The organism is Clostridiaceae bacterium HFYG-1003 (genome assembly GCA_024579835.1).
Taxonomy (GTDB): Bacteria; Bacillota; Clostridia; order Clostridiales; family Clostridiaceae; genus JG1575.
The window spans coordinates 1,067,778-1,086,407 of sequence record CP102060.1 but is presented as its reverse complement, the minus strand read 5'-3'; the positions used below and the strand labels follow the sequence as shown (position 1 = coordinate 1,086,407).

General features: G+C 56.7%; 15 protein-coding genes. 3 read left to right on the top strand and 12 right to left on the bottom strand.

All coding sequences use genetic code 11. The annotated features are described in order from the left end of the window. Positions 1 to 351: 351 nt before the first annotated feature. From NQU17_04980 to NQU17_04925, 12 genes are all read right to left on the bottom strand, one after another. Complete coding sequence (locus NQU17_04980) at positions 352 to 2,169, bottom strand: gamma-glutamyl-gamma-aminobutyrate hydrolase family protein (protein ID UUM12918.1); 1,818 nt, start codon at positions 2,167 to 2,169, stop codon at positions 352 to 354. A 189-nt stretch (positions 2,170 to 2,358) separates the two neighbouring features. Then, the gene (locus NQU17_04975; GenBank protein UUM12917.1) at positions 2,359 to 3,693 is read right to left on the bottom strand and encodes an amidohydrolase; all 1,335 of its coding nucleotides are present in this window, start codon (positions 3,691 to 3,693) and stop codon (positions 2,359 to 2,361) included. Beyond that, positions 3,690 to 5,180: an amidohydrolase gene (locus NQU17_04970; GenBank protein ID UUM12916.1), complete on the bottom strand. Its 1,491-nt coding sequence runs from the start codon at positions 5,178 to 5,180 to the stop codon at positions 3,690 to 3,692. The genes NQU17_04975 and NQU17_04970 overlap by 4 nt, the downstream gene beginning before the upstream one ends. Positions 5,181 to 5,597: 417 nt before the next feature. Then, a complete protein-coding gene (locus NQU17_04965) occupies positions 5,598 to 6,488 on the bottom strand; it encodes a ribokinase (protein ID UUM12915.1) in 891 nt (296 codons plus the stop codon). A 4-nt stretch (positions 6,489 to 6,492) separates the two neighbouring features. After that, complete coding sequence (locus tag NQU17_04960) at positions 6,493 to 7,152, bottom strand: hypothetical protein (protein UUM12914.1); 660 nt, start codon at positions 7,150 to 7,152, stop codon at positions 6,493 to 6,495. 43 nt (positions 7,153 to 7,195) lie between these two features. Then, positions 7,196 to 8,122: an ABC transporter permease gene (locus NQU17_04955; GenBank protein ID UUM12913.1), complete on the bottom strand. Its 927-nt coding sequence runs from the start codon at positions 8,120 to 8,122 to the stop codon at positions 7,196 to 7,198. Between the two features lies 1 nt (position 8,123). After that, complete coding sequence (locus NQU17_04950; protein UUM12912.1) at positions 8,124 to 9,200, bottom strand: ABC transporter permease; 1,077 nt, start codon at positions 9,198 to 9,200, stop codon at positions 8,124 to 8,126. Then, entirely contained in the window at positions 9,181 to 10,746 is a 1,566-nt protein-coding gene (locus NQU17_04945) for an ABC transporter ATP-binding protein (protein UUM12911.1), read from the bottom strand. The genes NQU17_04950 and NQU17_04945 overlap by 20 nt, the downstream gene beginning before the upstream one ends. A gap of 86 nt (positions 10,747 to 10,832) precedes the next feature. Beyond that, complete coding sequence (locus NQU17_04940) at positions 10,833 to 11,996, bottom strand: BMP family ABC transporter substrate-binding protein (protein UUM12910.1); 1,164 nt, start codon at positions 11,994 to 11,996, stop codon at positions 10,833 to 10,835. Positions 11,997 to 12,447: 451 nt separating this feature from the next. Next, entirely contained in the window at positions 12,448 to 13,383 is a 936-nt protein-coding gene (locus NQU17_04935) for a nucleoside hydrolase (protein UUM12909.1), read from the bottom strand. Continuing rightward, the gene (locus NQU17_04930; GenBank protein ID UUM12908.1) at positions 13,376 to 14,329 is read right to left on the bottom strand and encodes a nucleoside hydrolase; all 954 of its coding nucleotides are present in this window, start codon (positions 14,327 to 14,329) and stop codon (positions 13,376 to 13,378) included. The genes NQU17_04935 and NQU17_04930 overlap by 8 nt, the downstream gene beginning before the upstream one ends. 29 nt (positions 14,330 to 14,358) lie before the next feature. Further along, a complete protein-coding gene (locus NQU17_04925) occupies positions 14,359 to 15,384 on the bottom strand; it encodes a LacI family transcriptional regulator (GenBank protein UUM12907.1) in 1,026 nt (341 codons plus the stop codon). 1,040 nt (positions 15,385 to 16,424) lie between these two features. Here NQU17_04925 and NQU17_04920 point away from each other — a divergent pair. Genes NQU17_04920 through NQU17_04910 form a run of 3 tightly spaced genes read left to right on the top strand, consistent with a single transcriptional unit; the run spans position 16,425 to position 18,557 of the window. Continuing rightward, on the top strand, positions 16,425 to 17,759 hold the full coding sequence (locus NQU17_04920; protein UUM12906.1) for a DDE-type integrase/transposase/recombinase: 1,335 nt from the start codon (positions 16,425 to 16,427) through the stop codon (positions 17,757 to 17,759). Next, positions 17,759 to 18,319, top strand: a complete 561-nt coding sequence (locus NQU17_04915; GenBank protein ID UUM12905.1) for an ATP-binding protein — start codon at positions 17,759 to 17,761, stop codon at positions 18,317 to 18,319. Before NQU17_04920 ends, NQU17_04915 begins: the two co-directional genes overlap by 1 nt. 10 nt (positions 18,320 to 18,329) lie before the next feature. Continuing rightward, on the top strand, positions 18,330 to 18,557 hold the full coding sequence (locus tag NQU17_04910; GenBank protein UUM12904.1) for a general secretion pathway protein: 228 nt from the start codon (positions 18,330 to 18,332) through the stop codon (positions 18,555 to 18,557). Positions 18,558 to 18,630 lie beyond the last annotated feature (73 nt).

Below are 18,630 nucleotides of genomic sequence, written 5' to 3'. Positions count from 1 at the left end.
ACTTCATCCCCCGGAGTACACTTCACTTCATCAATGGAATGCACTTCGCTCATCGGCCGGATGGCAGGAGCAAGCCACCCTGGTGCGGCTGCAGGGTGGCTTGCTGTCGAATTCTCAGGGTGGCTTGCTTTTTTAAAATTCAGAGTGGCTTGCTGTCATCACCCCAGGGTAACTTGCTGCCATAATGTCTGATTGGCTTCATCGGATTTGCCTGAAGCCGGAGATCTGGCTGCACACCGCCTGTTCAGAGTTCTCGCTTTCAACCTCCGATTGTCATCCGTCCGCTCTGCCGGCAGTCTGTTCTTTGACCCGTGGACTCCGTCATAAGACCATTCCGGCAGCCGAATCCCGCTAACGGGACTGTTCCACCAGTTCAACGAACAGGCTGTGATAGATGGTGTTGCCGTCGCTGTACATGCGTTCCGGATGGGCGGCGATGCCCAGGAAGAAGGTTTTATCGGTGGCTTCGATGCCTTCGATGCCGCCGTCGGTGCTTCGGGCGCTGATTTTCAAGTCCTGGCCCAGGGTCTTGATGATGAAGCGGTGGTAGGAGTTGACGTTGTCGCGGCCGGCGCCTACCAGACTGGCAAGGCGGGTACCGGACACAATGTCGATGTCATGGTAGTAGAAAGCATTCTTGCTGGGATCGCGGTGGATCAGGGATCGTTCATAATCGGTGGTGACCAGATTGGTCAGGGATCCGCCGGAGAGCGCGTTCATGAGCTGGAATCCGCGGCATACGCCCAGGGTGGGAAGATCCCGGTTCATGGCTTCGCGCATCAGGTGGTAATCGGACACGTTGTTCTCGCTGCCCGGTACCTGTCCGTCGCCATAATACGCCCCGTAATAGTAGCGGGAATCCACCGCTGCGCCGCCGGGGAAAATGATGCCGGATACCGAATCCAGAGCTGCTCTGGCCTGGGCCCGGGTCGTCACTTTCGGCAGGAGGACGGCTTCGCCCCCGGCCCGGGTCACGGCATCCACATAGTACTTCAGGGGATAGGTTGACCAGGCAATGCCGATGCGGGGTTTGGCCGAAGCGCTGAGAGCCTGGGGCGAGACAAACGCTGTATTCATGTACCCGGTCTGCCGGCCGGCTGTCGTATCATAGACGATCTTTGCCCAGGAATCCACCAGGGAGACCACGCCTACTGCCGTGCCGGGATTAAGGCGGGCTGTTCGGCTGAAGCCGGTCCCGGGACCGCTGCGGACATCGCCCTGAGCGTTCAGAACATAAGGCTTGGCGCCTTCAAACACGGCGCGGCGGGCAACGGGCTGCTGCAGCATCACCGGCGTGATGTAGGACAGGGTCAGATAGCCGGTACGGCCGGCGGTTCGGACCTGAGCCCAGCCTTCCTTGACCAGACCGATATAGGACAGAGTGGTTCCCGCCGGCAGATTCCGAATCAGCGGGTAGGTCGAGGCCGGGCCGGTCCGCAGATTGACCGAGGTTCGGGTCACATAGGGCACGATGGAAACTTCCCGGGTTGGATCCCCCGGATCTTCGGGACTGCCCGCCTCGGCCAGATATCTGGCAAAGGCATAGCCGGTACGTCCGCCATAAGAAATCTTGAGCCAGTCTGCTCCGGCGTAGCCCAGGAGCTGAACCCGGGTGCCTGCCGACAGGTAGCTGATCAGCGGATAGCCCGATCCCGGTCCGGTCCGGAAATTGACGCTGGCAATGGTGATATAGTCCTGGGAAGGCACTTCCACCTCAATGGCCTTGAGGTATTTGGCAGAGAGATATCCGATCTTGCCCTGAGACCGGACTTTGTACCAGGTGGAGGTGGTTTTGGCAATCAGCTCCACTTCCACGCCCTGTTCCAGCTTCTGGATCACGGCATAGGCGGTCCCCGGACCGGTCCGGAAATTCACCGAAGCGGTGGTGACATAGGATCCATAAGTCCGGATATTCTCCGACGGGTTGATCCAGCCGCCGGGCTGACCTTCCTCCCGGGAAACATTGACCATTCCGTTGAAGGTCTTGTAGAGATAATAAGTGCCGGCTTCATAGGTTCCGGCCGGGTCAGCCGTCTGGGCTGCCTGATAGGAATCCAGATAGACGGGGATCCGGGAGTGAACGGTGTAGACGGTGGCGGCAAATGCCGGCGGCGCGGCTGCGAAAATCATCAGGAAAAACAGGGCAAGGGCCAGCGTTCGTTTCTTCATGGAAATCTCCTTTGATACATCAGTTCGTTCAGTCCGAAGCCAATGTCCAGGCGTACCGTGGGATCCGATCGGGATCCAGGCCGCCTGGACAGGGGTTCTTCCTTATTTTATGGGATTTCATGAGGCGCCGCAATGCTTCAGGAGCATTTTTCCTATGATACAGCACAGTTTTTCACATTTCCAACCGGATTATACCCGGGCCCGCGCATCCAGCTCCCGGGCAAACCGGGCAATGCGCCGGGTCTCCTGCCGGACCTGTTCCAGGATCTGTTCCTGATCCAGCGTTTTCATCTTCCGGTCCTGCATCAGGATGCGGCCGCTGACCATGGTCAGCGTAATGTTGTGAGGGTGAGCCGCATAGACGATAGCGGAATATGGATCATAGATCGGCTGGATGTTGGGCGCTTTGGTGTCCAGGAAGATCAGGTCAGCCTGTTTGCCCGCTTCGAGGGAGCCGATGAGGTGATCCAGCTTCAGGGCTCTGGCTCCGCCGATGGTGGCCAGTTCAAGAGCTTCGGCGGCCGGACAGAGGCGGTTGTCCAGCGCCTTCTGCTTGTGGGTCCGGGTATAGGTGCTCAAAAGACTTTGGATATCCTGGTGGTTTCCGCTCATGGGGCCGTCGGTGCCCAGTCCCAGGGCGAGCCCGGCCTGATGCATGGCCGGCGCCGGTGAAATGATGCGCCCGCTTTTGGCATTGGCGGCCACGTTATGGGCTCCGCCCACGCCATGGCGGACCAGGGCGCGGATATCGGCCTCGTCCACATAGACCAGGTGGGCGGCGATGAGCCGATCGGTCAGAAGGCCAACGGCTTCCATCTGCTGCACCGGGCTTTTGCCATAGCGCCGGGCAAACTCCTCCACCTCAAAGGTCATTTCGGCCAGGTGCATGACTACGGGAACGCCATAGGATTCGGACAGCTGATTGATGATCTGCAGGTGCTCCTCATCGCAGGTATAGGGCGCATGGGGAGCAAAGGCCGGCGTGATCAGGGAGTGCCCGCGCCAGGCTTCGATAAACTGACAGGCCCGGTCGATGCCGCCATAGGGCTGCGGGGCGTCCGGCGCCGGCTTGCCCAGAATGGTCTGCCCCAGGACGGCGCGGACTCCGGCCGCCTGGACGGCTTTGGCGACCTCTTCTTCAAAGTAGTACATGTCACAGAAGGTGGTGACGCCGCCCTGGATCAGCTCCAGCAGGCTGAGCCGCGCACCGGCTGCGACCATTTCCGGATCCAGCAGTTCGTCTTCCAGGGGGAACATGTAGCGGCGCAGCCGGTCGGGCATGTCCTCGCCCAGGCTGCGGAACAGGGACATGGAGATGTGGGTGTGGCAGTTGACAAACCCCGGCAGCACCAGGCTGCCCCCGGCATCGATCCAGTCGATGGTCTCGTCCCTCACCCATTCCGACGGTTCCCCTGCCCCCAGGGCGGCAATGCGGCCCTCCTCGATGAGGAGCCAGCCGTTCTCATAAACAGTCCGTTGGGGATCCATGGTGATGATCCAGCCGTTTTTGATTCCGGTCTTCATGCGTCTGCCTCCTCGCATGCCTGTGTTGCTTCCGCTGAAGCGGGATCGGCTTCCGCTGAAGCGGTCTCTGCGTCCGCTGCAATGCCCAGCCAGTCGGCCAGATACTGCGCCCGGGTCAGGCGGGGCGGGTTGTTCTCCCGAATGGTCCGGGCCAGAGCCCCCTGATTCATCACCAGATCAACAATGGTGCCGGTGACGGCTTTGGCGGGAATGAGGTAGGCCATTTCTTCATCGGCGATCTCAAAATTAGGTCCATGGACGTTGCCGGAAAAGCCGCCGAACCCGAACTGGATGACGGGCATCAGTGCGCCCAGGTCGCCGATGTCGCCGGAGGCAAAGGAGCGCTGGCCGTCGATGATGGCATCTTCCCCGATGAAGCGAGTCAGATTGCCGCGCAGCACGGCGGAGAGATCACGGCACTGAGCCAGGGGCAGGTATCCCGGGGTGTCTGTGATGAGGACCTGAGCGCCCATGGCATGGGCTCCGGCCTCAAAGGAGCGGTTGACCTTGCGGCTGGCATCGGCCATGGCTTCCAGGGTGCGGCCCCGGACGTAGTAATCCAGGCGAACCCGTTCGGGGACGGAATTGACGGTCTGGCCGCCTTCGGTGATGATGCCGTGCACCCGGATCATGTCGTCTTCCCGGAAGGTCTCGCGCTGGGCATTGACGGCCATCAGTCCGATGTTGGCCGCCTGAAGGGCATTTACCCCCAGATGCGGGGTGGCGCCGGCGTGGGCGGCCTGGCCGGTATAAGTGATCTGCTTGGACAGGAAGCCATTGAGGGAGGAATTGATGTCTCCGGCCCGGTCCGGCACCCCGCCCATGGTATGGCAGGAAATGGCCAGATCGATGTCGTCGAACACGCCGCAGCGGATCATATCCTGCTTGCCGGACATGTGGCGGATGAGGCCCTGTTCCATGAGGCTGCGGCGGAAGGCAAAGTCGGTGAACTCCTCCGCCGGAGTACCGATGAGGCTGACGCGGCAGCCCGTTCCCGCCAGGACGCCGGAGTCATGAATGGCTTTCATCACCCCCAGCATGATCGTCAGCTGATTGGAGTGAGCACAGGCATGAGCGGCCCCCTGATCCGTACTGGCGCAGCGATGCCCCGGAGTGGGAATGGCATCCAGTTCCGCGATTAACGCGATGTGCGGCCCCTCCCCCTGCCCCAGCGTACAGCGAAAGCCGGTCATGGACAGTCCGGTTTCCACGGACATGCCGTGACGCTCCAGGAACGATGCCGCCTGATCTCTCGTTCGGAATTCTTTGAACCCCAGTTCCGGGTGTTCAAACAGATCCCGCCCCAGCGCCAGAAGCTCCTCCCGGATCGAATCGATGATCTTTTCCATCTCCTCTTTCCGGTTCTTTTTATTTTCTCCGCTTTTGAGTTCTTCCCTGCTTTGGATGTCTTTCCTGTCTTTCATGTCATTCAAATTTTGTCTGTCTTTCATTTCATTCACGTCTTCCCTATCTTGTCTGTCTTTCAATGCTCTTCCTCCTCCCCTTCCGGTTATTCCTGATGTACTGCTCTGATTCCTCTATTGCGGCATTCGCTTCCTTGTGGATCAGATGTTCTGATGCCTCTTGGCTCGTTGGAACATATGGCTTGTTCTTGTTCTGTTATGCATCGCTCTTCCCAGTTTATGAGGCCGGGGGCTTATGTCACTGGGGTCATCACTCCTGGTCGTTCGTGGTTCTTATACGGGAACAGGCCGCTGTCCTTGCGGCAGCGGCCTGTTCCCTTTGTCCCGTTGGGAGGCGGGTCATGGGGTTCATGCCCGCTGCCCGTTCAAGCAGTCTGTTTCCAGGGCCTGCTGTCAGTATCTTTCATGTCGGTTCCGTTGATGTCGGTTGTTGCGGGATCTGTTCCTGTGATGGACCGTTTGTCGTTGTGGATTGACCGTTTAGTCCATGGAGGCTGCCATGACTTCATCCAGGTATGGGATGGAGACGGCGGCGCCTTTGCGGGTCACGGAGATGGCGGCAGCTTTCTGGGCGACGGCGATGGATTCGGGCATGCCTTTGTATTTGGCGGTCATGCCGATGAAGTAGCCAGTGAAGGCATCGCCGGCGCCGGTGGTATCCACGGCTTTGACCCGGAAGGCACGCTGGTGGCCGGAACCTTCCACAGGGGACGTGTAGTGCACGCCGTCCGCGCCCAGGGTCAGGATGATGTTGGAATTGGGATACTGGCTGCTCATGGCGGTGAGGATCGCATCGGGTGCGGTCTCGCCGGAGAGAAGCTGTCCTTCCACTTCATTGACGATGAGATAATCGCACAGGTTCAGGGGCAGGTTCTTAAGGGTCTCATCGATGGGTGACGGGTTGAGGAAGATTTTGATGCCTTTCTCGTGGGCCTGGGTGATCAGGTAGCCGAGGTTGTTGACTTCGTTCTGGAGGACCAGGAAGTCGCCGCGGTGGAGCTGATCGAGTACCGTATCGATGAAGGGGGTGTCGTTTTGCTTGTTGGCACCATCGTAGAGGATGATGCAGTTTTCGCCGGTGTCGTTGACCTGAATGACGGCGGTGCCGGTTCCGATGTCCAGGGTGCGGACAAGGCTTCGGTCCAGGCCGTTCTCATCGCAGACTTCCAGGAGCATGGCACCGTCTGGTCCGACGGATCCGGCCATGAGTACGGTGGCCCCGGATTTCTTGATGGCCATAGCCTGATTCAGGCCTTTGCCGCCGGGGTACAGGGCAAGGCCCTTTGACTGGATGGTTTCCTTGGGTTGCACGAATTCGTGAACCGAGAAAACCATATCGATATTCAAAGAACCGAAGCAGCAGATTTTCATTCTTTCACTCCTCGCGTATCGGGTTTTCGTTCAAATGCAGTTGATGGGCCATGGGTTCGGTGAACTTTTCCATAAACCAGGCGATCAGCGGTCCGCCGGTGAGTACCGAGATGACGGAGCCGAACCCGAACACGCCGCCCAGCAGGATGCCGGCGATGGTATAGATCAGGTCGGACAGCATCTTGATCACCTTGTACTTGAGCCGGAATTTTTCGCACAGCCGAACCAGCAGGGAATCCACGGTGCCAAAGCCAAACTTCACCGACAGGTTCAGGGCAATGGCATAGCACAGGACCACCTGCCCCAGGAGCATCATGCCGATGCGGGTGCCCAGGCGGGGGTCGGCACCGAAGATCTTAAGGATGACGGGATCGAACAGATTCATCAGGGGTCCGGTCACAACGGCGCCGATGACGGTGCCGATGTGGATGTACTTGCGGGCAAACAGGATGGCCAGGGCCAACATGACCAGGTTATTGTACAGCGAAGCGGTACCCATGGGGAGCGCCAGCGACAGGCGCAGGCCGTCAATCCAGACGGTGATGGGGTCTGAGCCCAGGCGGCTTTGCAGAAACAAGGTAATGCCCAGGGCAATCAGCACCGTGGAGAAGCTGATCAGGATCGATTTCTTCAGGATTACGTCGGATGGTTCTTTTCGGATCATCTTCCCTCCTCCTTTCGGATCGGCGGTTCACCGGATCGCGGGATTATGCTTCCACTTTCTTTTTCTTTTTGACATTCCGTTCCCGGATGATGGAGAAGATCACCAGTCCCACGATGGTGGAGACGTAGGGGATCATTTGAACAAACTCGGCGGGAATCTTCAAGGCCTGGAGGGAGTTGGCCGCCACGTCGGCGCTTCCGAAAATGACGGAGGCCAGGAGGCTGCCCAGGGGGGAGCCGTTGCCCAGGTTCATGGCTGACAGACCGATGAAGCCGCGGCCGGCCACCATGTCGCGGGCAAACCAGGAAACATAGCCCATGGACATGTAGATGCCGCCCAGGGCGCCGATGAAGCCGCTGATGACGAAGGAGCTGATCTGGATGCGTTCCACGTCGATGCCGACGGATTCGGAGGCATTGGGATTTTCTCCGACGGACCGGATGCGCAGTCCCTGGGGCGTCTTGAAAATGAAGAAATTGACGAGGAAGACGGTCAGGAACGCGAGGTAAGTCATGGCATTGTGGTTGGAGAAGACCGCTCCGAGGAACGGGATCGAGGACAGCAGCGGGATTTGCAGTTCGGGCACCACCAGGCTCTTCAGGTTCGAAGAAGTTCCCTTGTCGCCGGAGGCGAGGAACATGACCACGATGGTGAGTCCCGATGCCAGGAGGTTGGCCGCGATGCAGGTCAGGACCATGTCGGCCTTGAGCCGCAGCGACAGATACGCGATGAAGAACGCGAACAGGACACCGGCTAACAGGGCAATCAGAATGCCCAGCACGAGGCTGCCGGTGGCAGCGGATACGACAACGCCGGTAAGGGCGGAGATAAGCATGATACCTTCCACGGCCATGTTGGTCAGGCCGGCTTTGCGCGAGACCAGGGCGGCCATGGCGGCAAAGATGATGGGCGTGGAGACGCGGATGATGGAATACAGGATGCTGGCGATGGTAGTCAGATTCAGATCCATGCTATTTGCCCTCCTTCAGTTCCAGTTCTTTGCGGGATGCCTTGGTGATGGCGCGGTGCTTCATGCCGGAGAGGAACATCTCGGCGGCGATGAACATGATGACGATGGCCTGGATGACCTGGACGAATTCCACGGGAATGTCCGAGGTCCGGGAGATGACGTCGGCGCCGATGCGCAGGTACGCCAGGAAGAACGCGGCAAAGGGTACCAGGGCCGGGTTCTTTTTGGCCAGGATGGCGACCAGCATGCCGTCCCAGCCGTAGCCGGGCTGCTTTTCCCACTGAAAGCGGGTGTACATGCCGAGGATCTCGGTGGCGCCGCCCATGCCGGCCAGGATTCCGCCCAACAGACTCGCCAGGAGAATGACGCGGTTGACCTTGATGCCGGAGTATTTGGCGAAGTTCTGGTTTTCACCGGTCATGCGCAGTTCATAGCCCCATTTGCTCTTGTAGAGGAACAGGTAGACCAGAACGATCATAACGACGACCAGGAGGAGACCGGCATGGATCCGGGTCTTGGAGATCAGAACCGGTAGCTTGGCCGTCTTGGGGATGAGATACGAGGCGTTGAAGCCGGAAGCCATGTCTTTCATATGATACATCAGGACGTACATGCCGGCAAAATACAGGACATAGTTCATCATGATGGAGGAGACGACTTCACTGGCCTTCCACTTGACCTTGAGCACGGCCGGGATCAGGGCGATGACACCGCCGACCAGAGCGGACAGGATGATGACCACAGCGGCATGCAGGCCGGTGGGCATGGAAATGTTCAGGGACAGCCAGGCGGCAAAGGCGCCGGAGAAGTAGAAGACCCCTTCCCCGATCAGGTTGAACTGGGCGGCCTGGAACAGGATGCAGATGCCCAGCGCCGTAAAGGTGATGGGGATCATGAGTTCGATGACGTTGGCAAAGCGCCGGAAGGATGAGAGCGGACCGATCAGAAAGTTCTTCATCGCCTCAAAGGGGGCATCACTGATGGAAGCGATGACCAGAAGGGCCAGCACCAGGGCGATGCCGATGGCGATGAGGGTCCGCAGCAGATCATATCTGCGCTCAATTTGTTTGGTGTTCATAGACTGCCCTCCTCAATTCTTCCGGAGTCTGTTTGTTGATGCCCAGCATGTATTCACCCAGGGTGAATTCGGTAATCTGCGAGGCATCCTCAAAGTAGGCGACGATTTCGCCGTTGTGCATGACGATGATGCTGTCGCTGGTTTCCAGGGCCTCGTTGAGGTCCGCGGACACCAGGAGCACGCCGACGTTCTGTTCCCGGGCGATCTCAATGAGCTTGCGCCGGATGAACTCGGTGGCGCCGACGTCGATGCCGCGGGTCGGCTGGTTGGCGACGATGACTTTCATGTTGGCGGTGAATTCCCGGGCCACGATGACCTTCTGGATGTTGCCGCCGGAGAGCATGCGCACCGGCTGATCCTGGTTGTCGCACTTGATCTTGTAGTCCTTGATCAGGCCGGCGGAGAGCTCTTCGATTTTCTTGTGGTTGAGCAGTCCCCGGTTGAATTCTTTCTTGTAGTAGCGGTCCGAGATCAGGTTGTCCTTGACGCTGGCGTTGGCGGCCGCGCCGAAGGTCATGCGGTCTTCGGAGATGTGGGAGATGCCCGCTTCGCGGATCTGGCGGATGGACAGTCCCCGGATGTTTTTGCCGTCGATGATAACTTCTCCGCCGTAGCCGGTCATAAGGCCGGTCATGACCTGGGTCACTTCATTCTGGCCGTTGCCCTCGACGCCGACGATGCCGACGATCTCGCCCTGACGGATGGTAAAGCTGACGTCCTTGATGACGTCCTTGCCGTCAGAGCTCTTCAGGTAGAGGTGCTCAATGCTGGCCACGACTTTCTTGGGCTGAGCCTTGTCCTTCTCGATGTTTAAGATGACGTCGCGGCCCACCATCATGCGGGAAATGTCCTGCTCGGAGACTTCATCGATGTGCTTCATGCCGATCATGCGGCCGTTGCGCAGCACGGTGACACGGTCGCAGATCTCCTTGACTTCGTTGAGCTTATGGGAGATGAAGACGATGGTGTAGCCGTCGTCGCGCAGCTTCTTGAGCTCGACGAAGAGCTCTTCGGTCTCCTGGGGGGTCAGTACGGCGGTGGGCTCATCCAGAATGAGCACTTCAGCGCCCCGGATCAGGGCCTTTAAGATCTCCACCTTCTGTTTCTGGCCGACAGAGATGTCCTCGACCAGATCCATCGGATCCACGCCCAGGTTATATTTCGTGGAGACCTCGCGGGTCATGTCCACGGATTTTTTCATGTCAAATCGAATGCCTTTTTTGGGCTCCATGCCCAGTACGATGTTTTCGGCCACGGTCAGTGACGGAACCAGCATGAAGTGCTGGTGGACCATGCCGACGCCCAGGGCGATGGCATGCAGCGGGTCCTTGATCTTGACTTCCTGGCCTTTGATGAAGATCTGGCCCTCTTCCTGATTTTCAATTCCAAACAGGATCTTCATGAGGGTGGTTTTCCCTGCACCGTTCTCACCAACCAGCCCATGGATCTCGCCCTTTTCAACGGACAGCGTGATGTCCTTGTTGGCGACAAAGCCATTGGGATAGACTTTGGTAATGTTTTTCATGAGGATCATTTCCTGTGGCAAAATAGCACCTCCTGCTAAGTGTATGGCGAAGTTTTTTCAAAGATTCAGGGAGCCATCAGCGGCTCCCTGAGTTCCAAGCAGCCAGATTATGGCTTGATGCTGTTCTTCAGTTCGACAAATTGTTCGTTGGTCATGGTGAAGGCGCTCGGTACGGTGTACTCGCCGTTCTTAACCTTGTTTTCCAGTTCATCGACCCAGGTCTGAACCTCAGCCGGAACATTCTTCTTGTAGTTGTCATTTCTGGCCAGGCCGACAGCGCCTTCCTTGATTCCGAAGGATTCCAGCTTGCCCCAGTTCAGGGAGCCTTCCTGGTGCTTCTTGATCACGAGGTAGAGGGTGTCGCCGACGTTCTTCAGCGCGGAAGTCACGATGGCATTGGCCTTGGCGGAATCGCCTTCAAACATCAGGGTCTGGTCGGAGTCAACGCCGATGGCCCACAGTTTCTTTTCTGCAGCGGCTTCGATGACGCCCAGTCCGGCTCCGCCGGCTACGCCGTGGAGGACATCCGCACCCAGGAGAACCTGCGCGAAGGACATTTCCTTGCCCTTGGCGGAGTCGGTCCAGTTTCCTACGAAGGAAACGGCCACTTTGATGGCGGGGTTCGCCTGCTTGGCTCCGTCGATGTAGCCTACGAGGAAGTCGTTGATGATGGGGTTTTCCTGTCCGCCGACAAATCCGATGACGCCGGATTTGGACATTTTGCCGGCAATGGCGCCAGCCAGGAAGTCGGCTTCATTCTGCTTGAAGATGATGCCGTACAGGTTGTCGTTTTCTACAGCGTAAGACGGGCTGACGTCGAAGGAAACGAATTTGACATCGGGATATTCCGGAGCAACCAGCTGAACGGCTTCGATGAGTCCGCCGGAAGCAACCATGATGATGTCGGTACCGTCATCGGCGACGTCGCGAACGGTGGGTTCCTGCTTGGACGGGTCGCCGCCCAGCTCGATGACCTTCACTTCGGTGCCCAGCTCGGCTTCGGCTTTCTTCAGTCCGGCCCAGGCAGAGTCATTGAAGGACTTGTCGCCCAGGTTACCGCCGACAATCAGGGTTACCTTAAGCTTTTCGCCGGATGCCGTGGTGGTGGCAGGCGTTGTTTCAGCTGAAGTTCCGGCTGTGGTGGTTCCGGCAGCAGTGGTTCCGGGGGTGGTTCCGCCGGCTGTGGTGGTCGGTGTGGTCGGGGTGCATCCGGCAACAAGGCCGATTGCCAGGACGGAGGTGGTCAGGATGGACATGAGTTTCTTCTTCATTTTGTTCTCTCCCTGTTTTCTACAGATTTTTTTGATTGAATCTTTTGTCTTTGGCTTTGAAGAATTTTGTCTTTGGGTTGTCCTGAAGGGTCATCTTGGGTTCTTGGAGTTGTCTCAGGTTCATCTTGGGTTCTTGGAGTTGCCTGCGGTTCATCTTTGGTTGTTTGAGTTGTCCTGAGGTTCATCTTTGCTTGGTTTTGGTTCAACTTTGGTTTCGTCTTTGGTTCAACTTTGGTTTGGTCTTTGGTTCAACTTTGGTTTCGTCTTTGGTTCAACTTTGGTTTCGTCTTTGGTTCAACTTTGGTTTCGTCTTTGGCTGATCCGGAGCTCATCTTTCAATGGATCCGGAGTTCATCTTATGTTCGGGTGCTGGAGTTCCCTCCTGCTGCCGCTTACGGATGACAGATCAGGTATTTTCAGATCAGGTATTTTCAGATCAGGTATTTTCAGATCAGTTCTTGTAGAACTCGAGCATGGACGCCAGCATCTGCTTGAACAGATCCCGGTTGGTGACCATGGCAACCTCCACGTTGGGGGCTTTGCCGCACAAGCCTTTGAAATCACAGACGGTCTGGCCGTAGGTGTTTTTGCCGGTGTACTCGCAGGTCACGTAGGCCGGTTTGGTCTGGGCGAAGGATTCGTCCATGAGGTAGGCGACGGTGATGGCATCATGCAGGGTGATGGTGCCGCCCCAGTCCTTGCCGTCGCGCAGGCCGAACACGTAGTGGTTGATGCCGGCGATGAGACCGCGCACGGAGGTGTCGGGCTGTTCCATCTCATACATTTCCTCGGAGGTCAGAGCGGACTGGCGGGTTGCGTTGAGTCCGAACATGGTCACGGGGATGCCGGAATGGAAGACGATTTCGGCGGCGTGGGGATCAACCCAGATGTTGAATTCGCCGTACTGGGAGTGGTTGCCGACGGTGGCGGAGCCGCCCATGATGACGATGCGCTTGACGTAGTCTTTGAGATCGGAGTATTTCATGATGGCGATGGCGACGTTGGTCAGGGGTCCGACGGCGATGATTTCGAGTTCGCCGGGGAATTTCTTAGCTTCTTCGTACATGACGTCCCAGGCTTTCATGGGATCGTAGTCCCGTTTGGCCATGGGCAGCGTGTAGCCGGCCATGCCGTTGCCGCCATGGATCTCCCCTGCGGTCTGCAGTTCGATGATCAGCGGGCGGTCTGCCCCTTTGGCGACGCGGGTTTCAATGCCCAGCATGTCGGCCAGGTCCAGGGCGTTGCGGGTGGTGTGCTGGTATTCGACGTTGCCGGCTACCGGGGTGATGGCCCGGATGTCGAAGCCGGGGAAGCTGTGAGCCAGCATGATCGCGTAGGCGTCGTCCACACCGGGGTCGCAGTCAATGATGATTGGAATCTTAGGCATGGGGCTTCACCTCCTCGGTCAGCGCGGTCAAGGCTTCGACCATATAGTCAACGAAGGCGGACCGGTCCACATCGAGGACCACTTCCACGTTCTTATGGGCTTTGGTGACGTCATCCAGATCGGTGACGGTGCAGCCTCTGGTGTATCGTCCGTCCAGGTCGATGACGACGTTGTAGAGAGCGGAGGTAAACAGCTCGGGGCGCAGAATCTTGGCGACGGCCACGGCGTCGTGGACGGCGATTCCCTGATTGCCGCGCAGGGCAATGGCATGTCCGTAGAAGTCAAGGATCTCGCCGGTCAGGGCGGAGGCTTTGTTGCCGATGGCCTTGATCCGGGCGACGTCCGCTTCGGTCAGGCTGGACTTGTAGGTGACGTCCAGACCGCACATGGTGAGCGGTATGCCGGAGGAGAAGACGATGTGGGCGGCTTCGGGATCCTGCCAGATGTTGAACTCGGAGGTCGGGGTTTTGTTTCCGCCCAGGGCCGCTCCGCCCATGATGACGATCTCGTCGATGCGGTCGCGCACTTCCGGGGCCGCGGCCAGGAGGGTCGCGATATTGGTCAGCGGGCCGATGGCAATGATCTTGATGCGCTCGGTGGTTGCCTTGAGTTCATTTTCCATGAACTGGACGGCGTTGATGGCTTCCGGTTTGCCCTGGCACAGGTCTGGCAGACTGGTGCCGTCCATACCGGATTTGCCGTGGATGTCCTCGGGCAGTTCCTGGATCTGAACCAGCGGCCGGCCGGCTCCCCGGTAGACTTTGATGTCACGTCCGAAGTGTTCGAGCAATCGCAGTGCGTTATTGGTGTTATTCTCAATGGTGTTGTTTCCGGCAACGATGGTGATTCCCCTGATATCCAGCTCCTTGCTGGCCAGGGCCATCATCAGAGCGATGGCATCATCGTGTCCCGGATCCGTATCAATGATTACGGGTATCCTGTTCATCCCTATCTCCTTCAAGTTGTAATATCGAATCAGCCGAGGGCTGCTTTCTTCTTTGGCTTGGCGGTGCTTTCCCTGGGGATCAGTTCGAGTTTGATCACCATGGTGGAGTCACTGTGGTCCACGCCTTCGATGACATCGATGAGGCGGCGGACGGTGGCATAACCCAGTTCATAGCTGGGCTGGCGGATGGTCGTCAGGCCGGGGGTATTGATGCTGGCCAGGTAGATGTCGTCAAAGCCCATGACGCTGATGTCCTGCGGGACTTTGATCCGGCGCTCCTTCAGCGCCTTGATGGCGCCCAGGGCAATGAGATCATTGCCGCAGAAGATGGCGGTGACTTCGGGATCCATCTCCCAGGTGCGCATGGCTTCATAGCCGTATTCAAAGCTGAAGGGGCCGCCCAGGAGCAGGTTCTCATCGTATTCAATGCCGGCTTCGGTCAGCGCCCGGCGATAGCCTTCCAGACGTTCTTTGGAGACGCGGATGGTGAGGTCGCCCGACAGGAACAGGATGCGGCGGTGGCCCAGGCTGATCAGGTACTTCACCGCGTCGTAGGCACCGGATTCGTTGTCCGAGTGAATGTGGCCCCGCACGCCGGGGAAATAAACATCACGGTCCAGCGTGACAATGGGCACGGAGATTCGGAAGCCTTCTTCCAGCTTCCGGTTGCGCTTGACGGAGGCCGCCAAGGCGATGCCGTCCACCTGTTTCTGGGTCAGGGTGTCAATGTATTCCATCTCTTTTTTGAGATCGTCGTCCGAGTTGCAAAACAGCAGACTGTAGCCCCGTTCATGGGCACTGTCCTCTGCCCCCCGGGCCAGATCCGTAAAGAAGGGGTTTCGTACATCCGGAATGATGAGGCCAATGGTCCGCGTGACCTTGGTCTTCATGCTCCGGGCCAGTGAATTGGGCCGATAGTCCAGTTCCCGGGCAATCTTGCGAATTTTTTCGATGGTCTTTTCCCCGATGTCCTGATGCTTTCCGCTGATCACTTTGGAAACCGTTGCCGTCGATACGCCGGCGATCTGTGCGATGTCTTTCAATGTGACTGACATGCTGTCCGCTCCACCTCCTTCCTTAATCGATTAAGTAAACCGTTACCATCATATTAATTTACCGTCTTTCCCGTTGTCAATAAGAAAGCGGTAACATTTTCAAACTAATAAAATACCGTCATTTTCTGTTTCTCTTTTACCATTATTGCTGATATGCCGATGAAAAACCATCCTTTCGTCTACTGTCCACAAGCATAACTCCCTTTCACAAGATAAAGTTATGTATTGTTATAATTTATCACGCGTTCACATACCGCACACAGAGTATGCTTAAAAATATTTTGATAACTATATGCCGTACTGAAAGAAACGGTGCCGTATTCGAGCACCGCTGTATAGGCCGGATCAAAATGTCGGAAAGCTACCGGGTTGTCACAACCGCATTTGCCGGATAGAATTGTCATAGATAAAATCAAAAAAAGGCGAGAACCCCGGGTGCTAGTTTGACGACCACTCCCGGGATTCTCATTGGGTGCTTTTCAGCATGGTTAGTATAACTCAATTTTTAAGACAGTTCAAGACCATAGATGGTATCAGATACTGTGTGATATTGGGAATCGAAACGATCCCCTGTCCGATCTGCGCCGGCCGGCTCTATCACTACGATAGCAGAAAACGCTCTGTGCGAATCGATGAAGAATCGTTCTATTACTTCTTGCTTCGTCGGCTTCGATGCATCGATTGCGTCAAGATCCATCTGGAGTTGCCAGACTTCCTTCTCCCCAGACAACGGTGTTTTAGATCAGTTATTGAGCGAGCTGTTGGCGGGAAGCCCGTTGCGATCGTCAAGGATCCGCGGACTCCCGATCGATGGAAAAGGTGGTGGAGGATCTGGCAGACATATCTGAAAAATGCTCTTTCCGCATTGGTCCATCGCGAACAGATCGACAGCAGGCTCCTTGATCTACCGCTCTTCGATTTGGTCAGCACACTCGTCAACCACAGGCTTTGGCCGTTCCACCTGATATGGAATAGGCCAAGTAGCCAGATTCGATTACACTCTCCTTGACATTGAATTTTCAAGGAGAAGTGATCTGACTATGAAGAAAACCAGAGAAGAAACGGCCTATGAACGGGCGCAAATCCTAAACCCATTGATGGGTCCAGCGATGGACCCCGCTTTGCGCACCCTGAAAATCGAAGCCATCGCCCAGGATGAGGGGTTGTCCCCACGAACGATCCGCCGATGGCTTAAAGCCTATGAAGAGCAAGGCTTTAATGGATTAGTCCCAGCCACGAAACCCTCCAACAAGACGGGATCAGTGACCGAGTCGATCCTGGATGAAGCGGTGATGCTTCGCCGGGAAGCGCCTAATCGGAGCGTTCAGGATATCATCCGCATCCTGGAACTGGAGGGCAAGGTTGCCAAAGGTGCACTCAAGCGCTCGACCCTGCAGGACCACCTGTCTCGCCGAGGTTATGCCACCCATCAGCTCAAGGCGTTCAATACGGGCGCACAGGGCTCTGCAGGCGCTATGCGAAGGTTTCAGCGAAAGCATCGCAATGATTTATGGCAAACTGATCTGAAGTACCTATTGGTTCTGCCCAAGACGGCCACGCGCAAAGCCACGCAACTGTATGTGGTGGTGTTCATCGATGATGCGACAAGGTACGTCACAGGGATCGGAGTGTATGAGGATCAAACCGCGGATCGTGTGATGAGCTGTTATCGCCGGGCGGTTGAACGGTTTGGGGTTCCAGCTGGAATCTATACAGATAACGGATCACAATTTGTAGGCAGACAGATCAACCAGGCCAGCGTAAAGCTTGGCGTCAAGCTGGTTCGAGCAAAGGCCTACAGTCCATCCAGCAAAGGCAAGGTGGAGGCTTTTAATAAGCTTTTGGATAAATTTGTCCTCGAGATGAAACTGGAACACCCCCAGACCGTGGAAGAAGTCCAGCATATGTTAGATCTGTGGCTGGAGAGCTACTACCACGAGAAAATCCATTCCAGCATCGGGATGAGTCCCAAGCAAGCCTATCAGGGTGACCTGAAGCGGCAAAGGTTTGTGAGTCAGGAAGAGCTTAATCTGGCATTCACGCTGACCGAGACTCGACTGGTCGACAAGACCGGCTGCATCTCTTACCACTCGAGAAAATGGGAAGCTGGAGTTGATGTCATCGGCTTTAAGGTCCAAGTGGCCTATCGTGTGGGGAATCCGGATGAACTGGTGATGTACCATGACAGCATTGAGCCTCGTGTCATCCGTCCATTGGTAGTCAGTGAATTTGTCAAGGTACGGGTCAAGCCAGATCCTCTGGTGGAAGCACCTCGTTCCAGAATGCTGAAGGCGATGGAAAATAACCAGGTTGAGCTGCCCCGTGAAGGAGCGACAAGTTATCGTGATCTGATGAAAAAGAATGAGGGTGTGTGATGTTTGAGCAGTTCTACGAGTTCGAACAGACTCCCTTCTCGAGGGATATCCCCGTTGAACACTTGTACTGCGTTGCGGGCCAGGAAGAGGTGCTCTCCCGGCTGGTCTACGCTGCGAAGATGCGCTGGTTTGCGGTGTTGACCGGGGAGTGTGGCAGCGGAAAATCCACCATCATCCGCTCGTTGAAGGAAACCCTTGATGGACGGGGCTACCGGTGCATGTACATTGCGGATTCCTCGCTCTCGCCAAGGCGCTTCTACAATGGGATCCTAAGCCAGCTTGGGGTAGAAGGGAAATTCTACCGTGGGGACAGCAAACGAATCTTGCAGCGCGAACTGGAGGTCCTGGCAGCCCTGCAGCATGTCACACCAGTGATCATCGTAGATGAGGCCCATCTATTGGGGGGAGAAATGCTGCAGGAGCTAAGATTCATGCTGAATGCGAATGTAGACTCGCACAGTCCGATGAGCCTGATCCTGGCCGGTCAGCCCGAGCTGAAAACTACTTTAAAAAAAGCAAAGCTCTCTGGCCATCAGCCAAAGGGTGAATATCCAGTGTGAGACCAGATATATGGATGCGTCTCAGACCAAAGAATATATCCTCCACCAGCTGCGCTATGCAAAATCAAAGTCAGATATCTTCTCGGATGAGGCGATCAGCCAGATTCATAAATACACCCACGGAAGTCCCCGAGAAATCAACAAGCTGTGCACTCACGCCTTGATCTACGGAAGCCAGCAAAACAAGAAAATTCTGGATGAGCGCTGCATTGAGCTCATTGGCAAGGAGGAGATGTGATCTCATCGGGCTACTCATTATAGATAGGGACCCCGCCGAGCCGTCAAGAGAGATACCATGAAGAGGTATCTTG